This window comes from Nostoc sp. 'Peltigera membranacea cyanobiont' 213 (assembly GCF_002245975.1).
Taxonomy (GTDB): Bacteria; Cyanobacteriota; Cyanobacteriia; order Cyanobacteriales; family Nostocaceae; genus Nostoc.
Map to the genome: position 1 here is coordinate 29518 of NZ_NOLI01000052.1, position 17381 is coordinate 46898.

A 17381-nucleotide genomic window follows, 5' to 3' on the forward strand; every position below is an offset into this window, starting at 1 on the left:
ACATCTAAAATACGGTAAAACGCTACAAAATAAGCCTTCTTGTACTAGTTAATAGGTAATGTAAACCAGAAAGTTGCCCCTGCATCTAATGCACTATTGATACCAATTTCGCCGCCGTGAGCATGGATGATTTGCTTACATAAATATAAGCCCAATCCTAAACTTACAGAATTGCGGGTATTTGCACCCCGAAAGTAAAGCTCAAAAAGGCGATCGCTTTGTTGTTGACTAATGCCTACACCGTTATCACTAACAGTACAATAAATCATGTTAGTTTCACGAGTAGCGTTAATTGTCAAGAGCAAACCAGGGGCATTATGTTTGAGAGCATTGACAATTAAGTTAGAAAAAACTCGCCATAGTTGCGTGGGATCTGCATTCACTAATGGCAAATCTGCGGACACCAGGTTTGTCAGTTGGGCTTGATTTTGCTCTAGCAATGGCTCTAAATCTGCGATCGCAGCTTCCACAACTGTCAGTAATTGTACAGGCTGACGTTGCAAAACCACACCTTGAATTTCGCCCAGATGAGCTTCCATCAACGAATTAATTAAGTTTAGTTGGCGATCGCTACTTTGAATCATCCGCTCTAAAATTGAGCGGGAAATCGAAATATTTTCCTCTGGACGTGCAAGCAAGTTTCTCAGAACCATTAAAGTACCTAGTACCGGGTTCCGTAAGTCGTGAGAAACTGCATGAAAAAATACTCGTAGTTCTGCTTCAGTTTGTTTGCGCTGGGTAATATCTTCAATTAAACCTTCGTAATAAAGAAGTTTTCCCTGTTCATCAAGGACTGCGTAGGCTTTTTCCGAAATCCAGACAATGCTTCCGTCTCGGCGATAAATTTGGGATTCAAACTCCGAAATGCTGCCATACTTTTCCATCAGGCGGACAAATTCGGCGCGGCGGTTCGGATCGACGTACAATTGCTCAATATCAGTGGAATTTGCTGTCACCTCCTCTGCCAAGGAGTAGCCATAAATGCGTGCCAAAGCCGGATTTGCTGTAATGTAACGTCCATTGGGACTACTTTGAAAAATACCTTCAACAGCGTTTTCAAAAATGGTGCGATATTTCGTTTCTGCAAGCTTGAGTTTTTGATATGCAGATTCCAGTTCTTGACGGGCGTAAAATTCAGAACGTTGCAGGCGATCGTATAGATAAACACCAATGTCACATATAGCACAAAACCAAAAAATGTATAAAAGAAATGTCACGCTATATATTTCTGGGTGTTCAGGGACTGGTGTCTTTAATCCAAGTACAGTGTTTACACCGAAATAGTAAACTAGTACACCTACTTGAGACAGCAAGTGAACAATCCAGCAGACTGGCATTAATATAGCTTGGCTCAAGAACAGCAGTGACCAACCAACAGGATCGGGTAGTGCGAAACCTCTGAGGGTGGCAAATAACTGCGATGCTAGACTAATGGCCCAAGAAGACCCCAAAAATAATAAATCTGGACGATTACGACCTAATTTAGTTTTATGTAAAGCAAAGCATATTAGTATACTTAGGAGCATTGCAATGTTGATTACAAAGCGTTGAGTTCTAAGTACTTCTGGCAGACTTTCCAACTCTCTTAAAGGGAAAAAAAAGCCGTAAATGTCTCGCACAGTAAAAGACAATAAACAAATCAGCGCTAGCCATAACCATAAACGCAATCTCTGCCACAGAAAACGGTTACGCCAAGCTCTGTAAAGAGTAGTGGTTTCATCTCTTGTTGGTGCAGAAAAGGTTTGTTTCAGCCACCTTTGTACTGTTGTAAATTGAGTCGCCATTAGCATCCGAGCAACTTTGCCCATACCTTGAGGGTGTTTCCCTTACTCAACATTGCTATAAATAACACCCTCTCATTTTTTGGTGATTTATGGGCGATTTGTTGTGGATGAAGTTGCTAAAGGTAATGTAAACCAGAAAGTTAACCCGCGCTTGCGGTTACTAATAACACCGATTTCGCCGCCATGTGACTGAATAAATTTGCGACAAAGATACATTTTTAAGCCAATACTTGTAGAACAACAGTCTTGAGGATCGCGGACATGGAGATCGAAAAGGCGATCGCACTCTAGTTTACTCATTACCACACCGTCATCTTGAATCTGAGTGCGAAGCATTCCGCCCTCAACGGTGGCACTCAGAATAAAATTTAATCCTGGTGGATTATTTTGCAAGCTATGTGTTAATAAATGTGCCAAAAATTTATCCAATCGACTTGTATCTACCATCACTAACGGTAAATCGGCGGGAAGCAAGTTTTTTAGAGTCGCTTGATTTTGTGTCAGCATGGGTTGCAACTGGGCGAAAATTTTTCCCAGTAGGATGCTAAAGTCCACAGGTTCGGGTTTGAGATCCATACCCGGCTTTTCACCAGAATTAATTTCTAGCAATGAGTTAATCATTGCCAGTTGGCGATCGTTGCCTTGAATCATCCGCTCGATTATTGAGCGAGATACTAGGATTGGGGATTGGGGATTGGGAATTGGGCATGGGGCATTGGTTATTAATTCCTCTCCCTTGCCCCCTGCTCCCTGCTCCCCTGCTTCTCTACTCCCCAATCCCTGATTTAACAAATTCTTTAACACCATCAAGTTACCCATCACTGAAGTTCGTAAATCGTGGGCAACTGTGTGCAAAACGACATCTTTGACGCGATGCAATTTTTCAACTTCTTGCATTTTCTGCTGCAACTGTGATGTTCGTTCTTCTACTTGGTGTTCTAAATTAGTGTTAAGTTCTGCGAGTTTTTGGTATATCTTGCTTTGCTGAATGGCGATCGCTACTTGTTCTGACATCTGCTTTAACAAATCAATTTCTATTGGTTGCCAATGACGCGAACCTGAGCATTCATTGGCAATTAACGCCCCAAATAATTCATTACCTAGCATAATTGGTACAGCCAAGCTAGCCTGCGTTTGAAATTTTCGACAGTGTGCTTGGACTTTAGGAGATACTGACATTTCTGTGATATCTTCAACGACACGCACAAGATTATCTTTGAGTAAGTTTCGCACTTCTTGTAAATAAGCTTCATCATTAGTAGACCAACCTAAGACTGATGGATACTTGGGATCTACTGATTCGGCAAGAGTTCTGATTCCTAACTTGGTATTATTTAAAGCAATAAACACTCGATCTGTTTGCAGAAATTGTCTGACTTCCGTCACTGTAGTTTGCAGAATTTCTTCTAGGTTAAGGGAAGATCGAATTCGCACTAAGGTTTCTGCCAACAAGCGATCGCGTTGTGCTGCCAGGCGAAATTGCGCTTCTACCTGTTTGCGTTCTGTAATATCGTGATGGACTGCTAAGATGCAAGGAACACCATCCAAATCAATAACTTCGGCTGAAAGCAGCGTTGTAATTATCTTGCCAAGCTTTTGCTGAAATTCAACTTCTAGGTTACGAACAACTCCTGTGGCTTGTAACTCCTGTAACAAATTTAGGCGATCGCGATCGTCTACCCAAAGATTTAACTCAAAGGAAGTTTTACCAATCGCTTCATCTCGCTCATAACCGGAAAGCTCTACAAAACTGTCGTTAACTTCGATAAAGCGCCCTTCTTGCAGCGTACTGATGGTAATTGAATCGGGGCTGCAACTAAAAGCTTTGGCAAATTTCTGGGCCAGATTTTGTAAGGCGATTTCTCCTTGTTTGCGTTCTGTGATATCTCGCACAATTGCTAGTACCTCATCTTCACCGCTCACTACCAATCGCGCCTCATAATCTCTGACTCCTAAAGGCGTTGTTAGCTGATATTCGCAAGTTTGTAAAGTTCCAAAATCTAAAGTTTTAGCGATCGCTTCTAGGCTAATTGCGGCAACATCACTAGGCAATAACTCTTGCACATGTTTCCCAACTATTTCTTCTCTCGAAAGAGTGATATTTGCCCCTTCACTTTTCAAATCTAGATACTCAGCATCGCGGCTAATGCGAAACATTAAATCAGGAATAGCATCCAAAATTGCTTTATACCGCGCCTCACTCCCTTGCAATTTTTCTTCGGCTTGTTTGCGGTCTGTAATGTCTAAAACGAAGCCATTCCAAAGCACAGCCCCTTCTTCTTGTCGTTCCGGTTGTGAAGTACCTTGAATCCATTTAAGTTTGCCACTAGGCGTAATGATGCGACCTTCCCAATGCCAAGGTGTAACAGTGTTACAACAAACAGCTATAGATTCTGTAAAAGCTTTCATATCTTGTGGATGAATCAGATTGTATATCACCCGAAAGTCTGCCTGTAAAGCTTCTGGTTCTACTTCATACAAATATTCACAACCAGAACTAACATAAAGGACTAACACAGAACCATCCTGCTGTTGCAGAACTTGGAAAATTATTCCTGGTAAATTGGCAGCAAATTTTGATAGCAGGTTAATAGCCTCTTGCTGACAATTTGGTGTATACAGCGATTTTACAACGGTTTCATCCACTCTTTGACCCTTTGATACACAAGCTATTGATGTACAATTGAAAGCCAGAATAACCAACTTAACAGTTTTGATTCTGTAGGCATAATCGCTAACAGAATCAAAACTGCACCTTTCTTCAGAGTAGTTCTTGATGAGGCGATCGCATTCACCCAATCGGGTGAACCATTTGCCAGGGGGAGGAGGAAGTAATGAAATAGTTAGTTATAAATAGTGGTCAACGACACTTTTTTGAGACACTGCCAGTTTTAACTTAGCTCTTATAACTTTACACTGAGGATATTTTTGAGACAATAACGATCGAACTAGATCGTCATGATTAAATTTCATGAATAGCCCAGACTAGCGAACTTCGATCGCAATAATCAGATAGAAACTAGTTTATCAATACATTTAATCTAGTTTTATCAAAAGAATAAACAGAGTTCCTAATATCTAAAAACAAAAAATGGCTATTTCAGAGTGGATACTTTGTAGTATATCTAAGGAGACTGAATGCAATTACAACAAACATCAGTTTTAGAAAAAACTCTTTGGGAAGCAGTTCTGAATCGAGATCCCACAATTGACGGCAAGTTTTTCTATGGTGTTCGCTCGACAGGCATATATTGCCGACCTATTTGCCCTAGTCGCAGACCAAATCGGAATCAAGTTTGTTTTTTCCAGTCCGTACAAGAGGCTGAAAGCTTAGGTTTTCGTGCTTGTAAGCGCTGTCAGCCACAATCTCAAACAGTTCCAAATATAGGCAAATCAAAAGTCTTAGCAGCATGTCGATACATTGAAACGCAAATAGATCGCATCCCCACCCTCTTGGAATTAAGCTCTCAGGTGGGGATGAGTCCCAGTTATCTGCAAAAGGTATTCAAGCAAATAATTGGCGTATCCCCTTTTCAATATGGAGATGCGCTGCGTAGCCAACGATTGAAGCAGCGTCTCCAGTCAGGAGAGGAAATAGCTGATGCAGTTTACGACACGGGGTATGGTTCAAGTAGCCAACTGTATGAAAAAGCACCGAAACAACTGGGGATGACACCAAAAACTTACCAACAAGCCGGAAAGAAAATCAATATTGTTTATGCGATCGCTCCATGTCCGCTAGGATATTTACTGGTGGCAACAACAGAGAAGGGTATCTGCGCCGTTAAACTAGGTGATGAAGCAGACAAACTTGAACGCATCTTGAATCAGGAATTTCACCACGCGCACATCATGCGTGATGACCATATACACAAAGACTGGATACAAGCAATCCTCGACTTGATTGCGGGAGATAAAACACATCTTGATTTACCACTTGATGTCCGTGGGACAGCATTTCAGAAACAGGTTTGGCAAGCATTGCAAAAAATTCCCTATAGCGAAACGCGTACATACACTGATATAGCCCGCGATATTGCCAAACCCCAAGCAGTCCGCGCCGTGGGAAATGCTTGTGGAGCTAATCCGATCGCGCTAATTGTACCGTGTCACCGGGTGCTGCGGAGTGATGGTAGTCTTGGTGGTTATCGCTGGGGAATTGAGCGCAAACAAAAACTGCTTATACAAGAATCGAAATTACTTAAAGATGACTCAAACACCAGAACTAGAATCGCTGACTGAAGAAAGTCTCACCCGTGGTTTAATGGTGCTTGCCAAACTTGATAGCGATTTGGCTCGGATTTTAGAGACACTGGGGCCTCCACCTATATGGAAAAGAGAACCAGGTTTTGCAACGCTGTTGTGCATAATTCTGGAACAACAAGTTTCTTTAGCAGCTGCAAAAGCTGTATTTACCCGACTATGTGGGGTTGTTGTAACTCTGACACCAGAAAACTTTCTGACATTGGATGATGTTCAATTGAGAGGAATTGGATTCAGTCGGCAAAAGATTTTATACTGTCGTGGGTTAGCTCAGGCGATCGCAACTGGTCAGCTTGACTTAACCAAGCTGGAAACAATGGAGGAAACTGCTATCAGAACTGAGTTAAAGTGTCTCAAAGGCATCGGAGACTGGACAGTTGATATTTACTTGTTAATGGCGCTGCAACGTCCTGATATCTTCCCTAAAGGCGATTTAGCGATCGCGATCGCTCTACAAAAACTCAAAAACTTGGCGACACGTCCGACACCAGCACAACTAGAAGCAATGACACAGCACTGGCGACCGTGGCGAGCAGTTGCGGCAAGACTTCTATGGCACTATTACCTAAGTAATCCCAAATAATTGCTACTTCTCCCTTGGCGCACTTGGCGGTTCGTATAATAAATATAAACTAAATGGCAGAAAATCAATTAAGCCTAACACCAGAAAACTCTGATAAAACTTCAAAAATCCTGCCGACAATCATAGTAATAATTGCATTATTAGCTTTATCTTCAACTGCAATATTTATTAAAATTGCTGTTAGAGAAATGAGTCCTGTTGCTACATTATTTAATCGCTTATGGATAGCGACTATTATCTTTGGATTATGGAGTGGAATTAACCAAGTACGGACTCAAATTACAGAAGATAAACCTGTCTTACCACAGCAGCCTTATCCAATCAAAGAGATAGCACTTTTAATAGCAGTGGGTCTAGTTCATGTATTAGGTCGATTATCTTGGACTTGGTCGCTAACTCAGACTGGTGCAGCTAATGCTAATGCGTTAGGTAGCCTCAATCCGCTATTTACTACTTTAGGAGGATGGCTATTTTTTAATCAAATTTTTGGGCGCAAATTTATCATCGGTCTAATCTTAGCCGTAATCGGTGCGATCGCTGTTGTATTTGAAGATTTGTTGCGTTCTAATCATAATTTTACAGGTGATGCTGTTGCCCTCATATCATCGATATTTTATGCAGCAAACTTTTTACTTATTGAGCAGATCGGCAATAAGTTTTCAATGATCGCTATCCTCCTGTGGCGCTGTGCGATCGCAACTTCATTGATGATACCAGTAGTGCTAATCTTGGAAAAACAAGTTTTGCCAGTTACTTTGTCGGGGTGGTTAGTAGTATTTGCGCTAGCTGCTATTTGCGAAGCCTTGGGTCATGGGCTAATTGTATACAGCCTCAAAAACTTTTCATCAGGATTTATCTCTTTACTTTTACTACTCAATCCCGTGATTGTTGCGATTCTTGCTTGGATACTTTTCTCGGAAAACTTGAGTATTTTTAACTTGTTAGGGTTGGCTCTAATTGTCGGGGGTATATATTTAGCAATTTCTAATAAAGAATCTGTGCAATCTAAAATTAATACCCAGATTCAATCTCCAGCAGAAATAGATTCATCCGCCAGTTCCCTAAAATAATATCAATTTGAAAAAATAATGCAACAAATAGACCATTTGTAGAGACGCGATGAATCGCGTCTTTACCCAAGGATGTGTTGCTTTTATGGCACTACTACTTGAGTAATGCCAATGAGAAGCTGGTTACAGTTTACCAGTGAATACCTTTTGGGCCGGGCCTGTCATGTAAACTCGTTGGTCTACTTCTGACCATTCAATTTGTAAGGGGCCACCTGGTAATTCTATAGTAGCGGTGCGATCGCATTTTCCAGTCAATACTCCAGCTACTAAAGAAGCACAAGCACCAGTTCCGCAAGCTAAGGTAATCCCAGCACCCCGTTCCCACACCCGCATTTTCAAATAGTCACGGCGTACCACTTGAATAAATTCGGTATTTATGCGTTGGGGAAAAGCTGGGTGATGCTCAAATTTCGGGCCGATGCTTTCTAGCTCAATTGTTGATACATCTTCTACAAAAGTAATGCAGTGGGGATTCCCCATATTTACACAGGTGACTTCCCAAGTTTGTCCTACCACCTCCAACGGCTGAGAAATTACTTTTTCTTGAGCGGGTGCAAGGGTGGTGGGAATTTCGCTAGCGAGTAACCTGGGTAAACCCATATCTACTTTAACTTGATCATTAGATAAGAGTTGGGGAGTCATTACACCACCCAAAGTATGAATGCGATATGAGTCTTGATTCCGGGATTCGCCTTCTAAATCTGCCAAAAAGCCAGCTAAACAGCGAATTCCGTTGCCACACATTTCTGGTTCTGAACCATCGGAATTAAAAATCCGCATGGTGTAATCCGTGTCATTTTCTCCAGGTAGGGCAAAAATGACACCATCAGCACCGATACCAAAATGGCGATCGCACAACTCGATCGCTTGCTCTGGAGTCACTAGAGGCACTGATGACGAGCGATTGTCAATCAGAATAAAATCGTTGCCTAGACCATGATACTTAGTAAATTCGATTGCCATTTCTTCAAGGATGAATTATCAAGGATTAGTTACTCTTTATTTTGCCTTGTAGGTTCATCTTTACTAAAAATGCTTACCGAATTTGACACCACTTTACCCAGTATTAGACAAGTCCAAAACCTGATTAAACAAACAACGCCAGTGGAATTAAAGCTGCTGACTGGTGATGTACTCATAGGAAAGGTTTTATGGCAAGACCCACAGTGTATCTCTATTGCTGATGAAAACAGTCAGCAAACTACTGTTTGGAAACATGCGATCGCATACATCAAGCCGCAAGTGAGTTAGGAGTGAGGCAGAAACATCACAACTGATTGCTTGTTGGCATTAGTGCCTGGGAACCCTTTTATTGCTGGGTAGCGCTAATACCGCTCTCAGCAATCTACCCCCCAGACTAGACTTAGAATTTTGCAGCACAAACCCACCTATTACGTCCTTGTTCTTTAGCTTTATACAAAGCTTTGTCGGCGGAGTTAATTAATTCTTGAGGTGAACTTTTATCTGTTGGTTTTTGAATTGCTACACCTAAACTGACAGTCACAAAATATTGAAAGTTATTCTTCTTTTTATGGGGAATCTTTAATTCTTGAATAGAATTTTGAATCAATTTAGTTATTTTTATCGCACCTGATTCGCTCGTATCTGGCAAAATGACAATAAATTCTTCACCACCATAACGAGCTAGTAGATCGGTAGGACGCTTTAATACAGCTTGGGCTGCACGAGCAACTTGTATTAAGCATTCATCTCCAGCTAGGTGTCCATAAGAATCGTTATAATCCTTGAAATAATCAATATCAAATATAACTAAAGATAAATAATTTCCAGTTAGTTTTAGTCGATTCCATTCCTGCTCTAAAAACCGATCAAAACAATGACGGTTGGCGATTTGGGTTAGAGCATCTAGCTTACTGATTTTTTCTAGCTGAGAATTTGCAATTTCTAAAGCATGGTTCGCTTGAGCAAGTTGATTAGCTTGAGAGCGAGATTGCTCTAATAATTCGGAATGTTCTAAAGCTACATTAAACTGAGCACCTAACTGTCGGATAAATTGAATTTCAGATGTTTTCCATTTACGCGAACAACAGCATTGATGAACACATAGTAATCCCCATAAAGTTTTTCCTTTCATTAGAGGTGCAACAATTTGTGCCTTGATTTGAAATTGCTCTAACAGTTGCAAGTGACAATCCTTTAGCCCAGCTTGATAAATATCTGATAATACCTGTATCCGCCCTTGGTGATAAGCAACTGCATATTTTTCACCAAAACAATCATCCTTTACCTTGATGGCGATCGTAGAATCGTAGTCAGGCAATACATTCTCGCAGACAAATTCCCCAGAAGTATAGTTCGATTCCGGGTCAAATCGAAATATACTGACGCGATCGCTACGGAGAGCTTTCCGAATTTCTCGTGCAGTAGTCTTAAACAAGGTGTCTAAATTAAGAGATTCACGAATTTCAGCAACTAAATTAAACAGAATATTCTGTTGCTGATTCGCTTTATACAATTCTGCGGCTTTTTGTTCTGCTTGAGCTAAAAATTCTGCTTGTTTAACTGCAAATCCTAACTGCGTTGCAATCTGAGACAGAAATTGAATTTCTAATTTTTTCCATTCATGTGGTTGTGAGTGCTGATAAGCAGCAAGCACTCCCCACAATTTTTTTCCAACAAAAATTGGTGCAGTTGCATAAGCTCGAATATGGAACTGTTCTAAAATTTCTAAATGGCATTGAGACAAGCCTATTGTATAGACATCTGAAGCAACTAAAGTTTCATTATTACGATACCGTCCACCTTGATGTTCTTGGAGATAAGAGTCATTCCAAACTGTATTTTTTCCTAATGTATCGACATCATCCCATCCAGTCTCTGCAAACTCGAAGTCGCTGACAAATTCTCCACCCCAGTTTTCATAGAAGCGATAGACTGCAATCCGCTCGACACGGAGTAACTTGCAAGTTTCCTTGGTAGCTGTACGAAAAATTGTTTCTAACTCAAGCGAAGCTCGGATTTTACTAATAACTCGGTAAAGCGCCCTTTCTTGCTCTTCTATCTGCTGAATTTGAACGTGTCGATCGTGCAGTTGACTTTCTAAATTACTAACACTAGGCTGTCCTAAAAGCTTACAGAGGAGATTAGCAGATACTTTTGTGATGATCTTTAAATTTTTGTATAACATTATAATGATAATTTCAGTAATATTAGAGATGAGAATAGACAGCTACAATGCTATGGCAATGTAACTTTTCGTAGTTTATATCTATTATCGCGCAATGAAGTTTCGTGGTAGCTTCTCCACATCTGACTTTTACAATTAAGTCTTAAAAAGCTTGCTTACAAAGAATTATGGATAAAGTACAGCATATATATGCATATTATATATAATATATAGCAATGCCTTCGATGATACCCACAGTTAACACATTTACCTCTAAAACTGATACCAGAAATCAGGGCAACATAGAATAAATCATCTCAGAGTTAATATCTGTTAGCAAACTGACAAATCCCAACATCCAAACAGTGGGGAAAATGGTCTGGAAAAATTTGTTTTGTAGTTGTATATTTACTGTTAAACTGACTAGCATTTGCTACATCATGTCTGTAATTATTGAGAATCGATAGATGATTTCTGGGTTGCTGAAAGTAATTAATTTACTCATATCTTGCACCTCTCCGTATAAACCCAGATTTAGTTAACACAGATGCAATAAAGGTACATTCTTTTTATTGAACTTTATTGCTAAACTAAGGGTTGTAGATTCAATACTGAGTGACTAAATCCCATCATTCTGATTGGTGCAAGATCGAGTACAAAATATTAACTCAGAGGATGTTTAAGCGGTATTAGCTGCTCACAACTCAGGAGTCAGGACTATAGAAAGAGCTAGTTGATAGAGTTGGCGACGGGGAAGGGAGGTAAATTTTGCTAACTGACGGCTAGCTTGCGATCGCGATATTCCCTGATTAATTAACTGTTTCAATTCGGCCTTCAACTCCTCTTCTGTCAATTGGGGCTGACTGGCTGGAATTCCTGCAACTACTAATGTATATTCACCTTGGGGTTCTCGTTGGCTGTAGTGAGCGATCGCCTCGGCAATTGTCCCCCGCCAAAATTCCTCATACAATTTTGTTAACTCTCGCCCCAGCACAATTTGGCGATCGCTTCCCCAAACTTCTGCTAAGTCTTGCAAAGTATCTCGCAAGCGGTGGGGCGATTCATAGAAAATCAATGTGCGAGATTCTGTTTGCAGAGATTCTAAGTGTTCTTGTCTCTGTTGAGTTTTCGCCGGGAGAAAGCCTTCAAAGACAAATCGATTCGTTGGTAATCCAGATGCACTCAAAGCGGTAATTGCTGCACTAGCGCCAGGAATCGGAACTACTGAAATTCCCGCCTCAATACAAGCTTTCACCAGTTCATATCCCGGATCGGAAATACCTGGCATTCCAGCATCACTCACAAGAGCGATCGCTTTATTGTTAATTAAATGCTCTAATAATTCTGGAATGCGGCTGGTACGATTATGTTCGTGGTAACTCACTTGGGGAGTCTTAACTTGAAAATGTTGTAGCAGTTTCCCTGTATGACGGGTGTCTTCCGCAGCGATGATATCTACAGTCTGCAAAATTCGCACCGCCCGAAAGGTTATATCTTCCAGATTGCCAATTGGTGTGCCGACAACATAAAGTGTTCCTGGTTTTGGATCGGTTTGCATGAGGGAGAGTTAGGAGTTAGGAGTTAAAAATAAGAATTTATGCACCTATAGGAATATATATGATGACTAATCCAAAATCTAAAATCCAAAATCCAAAATCGGATCGGGGGTTATTTGTAGGTTTAGTAACCTTGGATTTGATTTACCTTGCAGACTCTGCCCCTAAGAATAATCAGAAGATTGTCGCTACTGACTATACTGTAACGGCAGGTGGGCCAGCAACCAACGCGGCTGTAACTTTCAGCTATTTAGGTAATCAGGCAACAGTCTTAGGTGTAGTTGGTTCTCACCCAATGACGCAGCTAATTCGAGGTGATTTGGCAAATTACCAAGTTGCGATCGCAGACCTTGAGCCTACCACGGATTTAGCACCGCCTGTCTCCTCAATCATTGTCACCCAAGCCACGGGGGAACGAGCTGTGGTTTCCATCAATGCTGTCAAAACTCCAGCCAGCGAAGCATCTATCCCACCAGATATTTTGTCAAATGTCGATATAGTACTGATTGATGGACATCAGATGGCGGTTAGTTGTTCTATAGCTCAAATGGCTAAAGCCAAGAATATTCCAGTAGTAATTGATGGTGGTAGTTGGAAACCTGGATTTGAGCAAATTTTGCCGTTTGTAGATTATGCCATCTGTTCGGCTAATTTTTATCCCCCTAACTGCCAGACTGGAAAAGACGTTTTTGCTTATCTGGGCGAATATAATACCCCTCACATTGCCATTACCCACGGACAAAAACCAATTGAATACTTGAGTTGCACTAAAACTGGTATCGTAGATGTGCTACAGATTCAAGCAGTTGACACATTAGGGGCTGGAGATATTTTCCACGGTGCTTTTTGTCATTACATTTTACGGGAAAGTTTTACTGATACACTGGCGCTAGCAGCTAATATTGCAGCTGATTCCTGCAAATTTTTTGGTCCCCGGCGCTGGATGGATTTAAAATAATTCGTAATTCGTAATTCGTAATTCGTAATTCGTAATTCGTAATGGGCTACGCCCCGCTTCGCTAACGTAATTCGTAATTTTAAGACTGTTAGATCGCAAAGTGCGTCTCTACTCAGATTATACATATTTTTAATTGGGCTAAATTAATGAAAGACTTACAAGAAATATTAGCGATCGCTCGTGAGATCGGTTGGGGTGCAGCAGATATACTGCGATCGTATTACCACGGCACCGCAAAAGACCCTAATTTAGAAGTCCAATATAAACAGAATGAGCCTGTTACCGTTGCCGATGTAGCTGTGAGTCAATATATTTTGCAGAAGCTACAAGCAACTTTGGGTAATGAAGATTTTGCTTACATCAGCGAAGAAACTTATCAATTGCCAAGTACTGGCGCACACTCTTCTTTCCCTTGGGTATGGATAATTGATCCTTTAGATGGTACGCGAGACTTTATCGAAAAAACTGGTGACTATGCAGTTCATATTGCTTTAGTCAAGGAAACACGCCCAGTATTAGCTGTGGTGGCAGTACCAGAGGCAGGAAAGTTATATTATGCTACCAAAGGTCGGGGAGCATTTGTAGAAACCCGCGATCGCTCTGTTCCTTTACAAGTGTCGTTAGGTAAACGAGTTGAAGATTTAACTTTAGTCGTTAGCCGCTCTCACCGCAACCAACGATTAGATTACTTGCTGCAAAATCTACCCTGTCAACATCAGAAAAGTGTGGGTAGTGTAGGCTGCAAAATCGCCACCATTGTCGAGCAACAGGCAGATATCTACATTTCCCTTTCTGGAAAGTCTGCGCCCAAAGACTGGGATATGGCAGCACCAGAACTGATTTTAACCGAAGCTGGTGGTAAGTTTACCCACTTTGACGGCGCTCCGTTGCAGTATAACACTGGTGATATCAATCAATGGGGAGGTTTGCTAGCTAGTAATGGTGAATATCACGAAGCCCTGTGTCAGGAAGCAGAAAAGATTTTAGCGCAGTTCGATCGCAGCTAATGGGGCATTTGAGGATGAATATTTTTTAATTTGCTTTTACGAGAGTTAGGCATGTTATGATTACACCCACTACCGATAATAATCTTTACTCCTTAGTCCACAGCTAAATTGTCAAAGTACTAAATACCTAAGCGATCGCTACTTAAAAACGAAAAACGATTTGCTGTTTGAAAATGTAACTTTCATAGTACAAACAAAAAAATCCCATCATTGGCAGACCTGTAAAGACGTTCTCGCTTCAATTAACAAGTCCAAGCAAATTTGCCCTTCGATTTTACATTACCATTCCTCCAGCGAACCACAAGAATTAGGCATAAAGAAGCGCTATAGTTCTGTTGAGTTGCATTTGCGGAACTCGCAGCAATATAAATGTATTCTTCCTTTATACCCATAAAGTATTGTAGATATCGTTAGTCTGCCATCCTTGGCTCTGGATTTTGAAAAAATGTTACGACTTTATCATTTATTACTAGGTTCTATTTTGGTAGTGTCGATACCTCTGGGAGCAAAATTTGTTCTTCCCCAATTTTCTCCACCCAAAGCGGTAAAACCTCCTACTGTTGCCAAACTTGCCAACTCAAAAGAGGGAAATATCTGGCAGAAAATACTGGGAAACGCTGCTGCTCCAACTAACTGGCAAGTTGCTCCTTGTGAAGGAAATGCACCGTTATTGTGTATCTCCTCCAAAGGGGAACGTTTGGGTACAGTTGAGATTAACGTTTACCCATTAGCAAACAATGAGGATTTCCGAAAGAAACTTGTAGCAGATAATATTCCAATTGGTTCCCAAGTGGATTATCAAAGTCCTAAGTATCAAACCCAGGTATTACCAGCACTCAAAGCTTGGGTTACAGATCACTACACTGCTTTTGCAAAAGATCGTCAGAGTGAATATGGCAAAGAGATTACTTTCTCAGCCTACCCACCGCAACCAGTACCCATTGGTAAGCTTCAGGGAATCCGCTATGGGTTCGCCGGACTTAAGCAAAAAGGTGGAGTACAAGAGCAACATATCGGTCATGTTGCTTTTGATGGTACGAAACTTTATGTAATTACCACTGCATTTGACACAGGTACGCAAACAGGTAAGTTTGATAAACTAGAAGACTTGGCTATTTTTCAACCTTACTTGTATGCGATCGCAGCAGATTTGCATTTACCCTAATGGGAATTGGGAATTGGGAATTGGGAATTGGGAATTGGGAATTGGGAATTGGTTATTTCTTCCATCACTCCCTATTTCCCACTTTCCCAACTTTCCCAATAACCTAAATCTCAGCTACCGCTCGTTCAATTAAGCGATGTGCTAAAGTTTGCGTACCAGTGTGTTCATAATAATTTGTTGATACATCCAAGAATGCAGCCAGGTAGTCCAACTTGTCATCAGCAATATCGATAAAACCTTGCAAATTGCTAACTACCTTGTGTGGCGTTAAATTATTCGCGCTAACAATACCACTCATCCAACCTTTAACTGAGTCAAAGCTTTCGCCGATAAAGTTGAGTTTACTACCAGCATTGCTCCCTGGAATCACATCTTTGATGCTTTGGAAAGTCGAGTTTTGTTCTAACTCTTGTGGATTGGTTTGATTAAGCCCAGATATTGCTTTGCTGATGAAGTCTGGCCCCAGAGGAATCAAACCATCAACGCAAACTAACGCCACCATGCGGATGAGTGACTCACCACTATACTCACCTAAAGAGGCGACAAAATCGCCAATACTATCTCCAGGAATACCGTTAATTTGGCAAAAAGCCACCAACTCAGCCACTAATTTTAATGTCAGATCGATGGTTTGGGCTTTGTCTGGTTTGGGAGTGACAGAGTTTAAAAAACCCAATAAAGGGATTTTTTCACCAACTTTGTTAGCTAAAGCGGCTGCACCAAGGGCTTTATCTGTATTATCAACGGTTTGATATAGCCACAAAGCTGTTTGGTATCCTTGGGACTTGTCGTTGAATAGATAAATCGCTCTTTCACCAATTTGCTGAATTAAATCTTCGTCGTCTTCGCCTGTAACTGTCTTAATGGTATTGACAAAGCCGACGGTATTTTGCCACTCTCCAGGAGCAACAAAATCAAGGGACTTCAACATAGAAACAGTCAATCCACCGGTTGGTAGTTGATCGACCAATTCAAAAATCGATTTGCTCACAAAAATCTCCTTACTTAGATTTTATTATCTTCAATGTCAGTTATCCGGCTTATTTGAGGCTAGCCAGACGATTCAGATTAAACTTCTCTATCCAATCGGCGCGATCGCTAGCTTTAAATGACGGATCGCGGGAAAGTATTTTTACTTGGTACTTACCTACCAAAATTGCGGTTTGCGTCTTCCCAACTTCGATTGCGGGATAACCGCCAATTTTTTTGGTACTCTTCGAGAACTTTGCTGCTGCACCAGGTGTACTTGTAGTATCAGAAATAGATAGCAACGCTAGTTCTTTACCGCCTTTTTTCAACTTCGCTTCTGCAAAGCCTTTTTTCTCTTGGGTATAGACACGCTGGTAGCCATCACCACCTTCTGGGAAAAGTTTATTAAATTCGCTACCCTGAGTTGCGGTTTTAGCAACCCCTTGGCCGCTTTTTTGTTGAGTGCTTTCTTTTTGTACCTGGTCAAAACGTCCAGGTGTTTTTGGAGTACAGGCGGTTGTAAGTAGTACCACTGACAGCAATAAAGCAGCTACTACCCTACGCCCACGGCGTAAAATCATTCTTGGCTTCTCCTTATAATTGAGCTTTGAGGCAATTATCTGCGCTGCTAGCAATTATTACCCGTAAAATTTACTTTTTGATAATTATTGCCTAAATTCTGAATTAATTAACGTTAACCAATGCAAAAACGCCCTCCTTTTCGGGAGAGCGTCTTTTCTTTTACTTAGAGATAATCGTGAAGAAAGTATCTCAGATTATCATTAACCGGATTAACCGTTGATAGCAGGAGCAGAAAGAGCAACAGGAGCAAGATCCCCAGCAGCCAAATCTAGAGGGAAGTTGTGAGCATTGCGCTCGTGCATTACTTCCATACCCAG

At 41.1% G+C, this 17381-nt stretch carries 14 protein-coding genes and 1 pseudogene; 7 read left to right on the forward strand and 8 right to left on the reverse strand.

The window, feature by feature from the left end:
- Positions 1–44 precede the first annotated feature (44 nt).
- Entirely contained in the window at positions 45–1808 is a 1764-nt protein-coding gene (locus tag CDG77_RS16170) for a sensor histidine kinase (RefSeq protein WP_223269831.1), read from the reverse strand.
- Between the two features lie 63 nt (positions 1809–1871).
- Positions 1872–4430: a sensor histidine kinase gene (locus tag CDG77_RS16175; protein WP_094330386.1), complete on the reverse strand. Its 2559-nt coding sequence runs from the start codon at positions 4428–4430 to the stop codon at positions 1872–1874.
- Between the two features lie 492 nt (positions 4431–4922).
- Between CDG77_RS16175 and ada the strand changes: the two genes are divergently transcribed.
- Genes ada through CDG77_RS16190 form a run of 3 tightly spaced genes read left to right on the forward strand, consistent with a single transcriptional unit; the run spans position 4923 to position 7700 of the window.
- A complete protein-coding gene (gene ada, locus CDG77_RS16180; RefSeq protein ID WP_094330372.1) occupies positions 4923–6026 on the forward strand; it encodes a bifunctional DNA-binding transcriptional regulator/O6-methylguanine-DNA methyltransferase Ada in 1104 nt (367 codons plus the stop codon).
- The gene (locus CDG77_RS16185) at positions 5992–6630 is read left to right on the forward strand and encodes a DNA-3-methyladenine glycosylase family protein (protein WP_094330373.1); all 639 of its coding nucleotides are present in this window, start codon (positions 5992–5994) and stop codon (positions 6628–6630) included. Before ada ends, CDG77_RS16185 begins: the two co-directional genes overlap by 35 nt.
- Before the next feature lie 53 nt (positions 6631–6683).
- On the forward strand, positions 6684–7700 hold the full coding sequence (locus CDG77_RS16190; RefSeq protein WP_094330374.1) for a DMT family transporter: 1017 nt from the start codon (positions 6684–6686) through the stop codon (positions 7698–7700).
- Between the two features lie 123 nt (positions 7701–7823).
- Here CDG77_RS16190 and dapF read toward each other — a convergent pair whose 3' ends face one another.
- On the reverse strand, positions 7824–8663 hold the full coding sequence (gene dapF, locus CDG77_RS16195) for a diaminopimelate epimerase (protein WP_094330375.1): 840 nt from the start codon (positions 8661–8663) through the stop codon (positions 7824–7826).
- A 69-nt stretch (positions 8664–8732) separates the two neighbouring features.
- Between dapF and CDG77_RS16200 the strand changes: the two genes are divergently transcribed.
- Positions 8733–8951: an Hfq-related RNA-binding protein gene (locus CDG77_RS16200; protein ID WP_094330376.1), complete on the forward strand. Its 219-nt coding sequence runs from the start codon at positions 8733–8735 to the stop codon at positions 8949–8951.
- Positions 8952–9063: 112 nt separating this feature from the next.
- Here CDG77_RS16200 and CDG77_RS16205 read toward each other — a convergent pair whose 3' ends face one another.
- Both CDG77_RS16205 and rsmI read right to left on the reverse strand, forming a co-directional pair.
- Positions 9064–10848 (reverse strand): diguanylate cyclase domain-containing protein, encoded by a 1785-nt coding sequence (locus tag CDG77_RS16205; RefSeq protein ID WP_094330377.1) that lies wholly within the window; start codon positions 10846–10848, stop codon positions 9064–9066.
- 676 nt (positions 10849–11524) lie between these two features.
- Positions 11525–12385, reverse strand: a complete 861-nt coding sequence (gene rsmI, locus CDG77_RS16215; RefSeq protein ID WP_094330378.1) for a 16S rRNA (cytidine(1402)-2'-O)-methyltransferase — start codon at positions 12383–12385, stop codon at positions 11525–11527.
- Positions 12386–12447: 62 nt separating this feature from the next.
- Here rsmI and CDG77_RS16220 point away from each other — a divergent pair, with 62 nt between their 5' ends.
- The 3 genes from CDG77_RS16220 to CDG77_RS16230 all read left to right on the forward strand — a co-directional run bounded on the left by CDG77_RS16220 (position 12448) and on the right by CDG77_RS16230 (position 15513).
- Entirely contained in the window at positions 12448–13341 is an 894-nt protein-coding gene (locus CDG77_RS16220; RefSeq protein WP_094330379.1) for a sugar kinase, read from the forward strand.
- Positions 13342–13487: 146 nt separating this feature from the next.
- A complete protein-coding gene (locus CDG77_RS16225) occupies positions 13488–14348 on the forward strand; it encodes a 3'(2'),5'-bisphosphate nucleotidase CysQ family protein (protein WP_094330380.1) in 861 nt (286 codons plus the stop codon).
- 445 nt (positions 14349–14793) lie between these two features.
- On the forward strand, positions 14794–15513 hold the full coding sequence (locus CDG77_RS16230; RefSeq protein ID WP_094330381.1) for a hypothetical protein: 720 nt from the start codon (positions 14794–14796) through the stop codon (positions 15511–15513).
- Positions 15514–15616: 103 nt separating this feature from the next.
- On the opposite strand, the gene CDG77_RS16235 is transcribed toward CDG77_RS16230, so the two are convergent.
- From CDG77_RS16235 to CDG77_RS16245, 3 genes and pseudogenes are all read right to left on the reverse strand, one after another.
- Positions 15617–16504, reverse strand: a complete 888-nt coding sequence (locus CDG77_RS16235) for a hypothetical protein (RefSeq protein ID WP_094330382.1) — start codon at positions 16502–16504, stop codon at positions 15617–15619.
- 49 nt (positions 16505–16553) lie between these two features.
- On the reverse strand, positions 16554–17063 hold the full coding sequence (locus CDG77_RS16240; protein ID WP_094330383.1) for a hypothetical protein: 510 nt from the start codon (positions 17061–17063) through the stop codon (positions 16554–16556).
- A 210-nt stretch (positions 17064–17273) separates the two neighbouring features.
- Positions 17274–17381, reverse strand: a pseudogene (locus tag CDG77_RS16245) (photosystem II protein D1); the annotation flags it as partial.

Coding starts and splice junctions, on each gene's coding strand:
- CDG77_RS16170 (WP_223269831.1), bottom strand. CDS start 1,808: ATGGGCAAAGTTGCTCGGATGCTAATGGCGACTCAATTTACAACAGTA.
- ada (WP_094330372.1), top strand. CDS start 4,923: ATGCAATTACAACAAACATCAGTTTTAGAAAAAACTCTTTGGGAAGCA.
- CDG77_RS16185 (WP_094330373.1), top strand. CDS start 5,992: ATGACTCAAACACCAGAACTAGAATCGCTGACTGAAGAAAGTCTCACC.
- CDG77_RS16190 (WP_094330374.1), top strand. CDS start 6,684: ATGGCAGAAAATCAATTAAGCCTAACACCAGAAAACTCTGATAAAACT.
- dapF (WP_094330375.1), bottom strand. CDS start 8,663: ATGGCAATCGAATTTACTAAGTATCATGGTCTAGGCAACGATTTTATT.
- CDG77_RS16200 (WP_094330376.1), top strand. CDS start 8,733: ATGCTTACCGAATTTGACACCACTTTACCCAGTATTAGACAAGTCCAA.
- CDG77_RS16205 (WP_094330377.1), bottom strand. CDS start 10,848: ATGTTATACAAAAATTTAAAGATCATCACAAAAGTATCTGCTAATCTC.
- rsmI (WP_094330378.1), bottom strand. CDS start 12,385: ATGCAAACCGATCCAAAACCAGGAACACTTTATGTTGTCGGCACACCA.
- CDG77_RS16220 (WP_094330379.1), top strand. CDS start 12,448: ATGACTAATCCAAAATCTAAAATCCAAAATCCAAAATCGGATCGGGGG.
- CDG77_RS16225 (WP_094330380.1), top strand. CDS start 13,488: ATGAAAGACTTACAAGAAATATTAGCGATCGCTCGTGAGATCGGTTGG.
- CDG77_RS16230 (WP_094330381.1), top strand. CDS start 14,794: ATGTTACGACTTTATCATTTATTACTAGGTTCTATTTTGGTAGTGTCG.
- CDG77_RS16240 (WP_094330383.1), bottom strand. CDS start 17,063: ATGATTTTACGCCGTGGGCGTAGGGTAGTAGCTGCTTTATTGCTGTCA.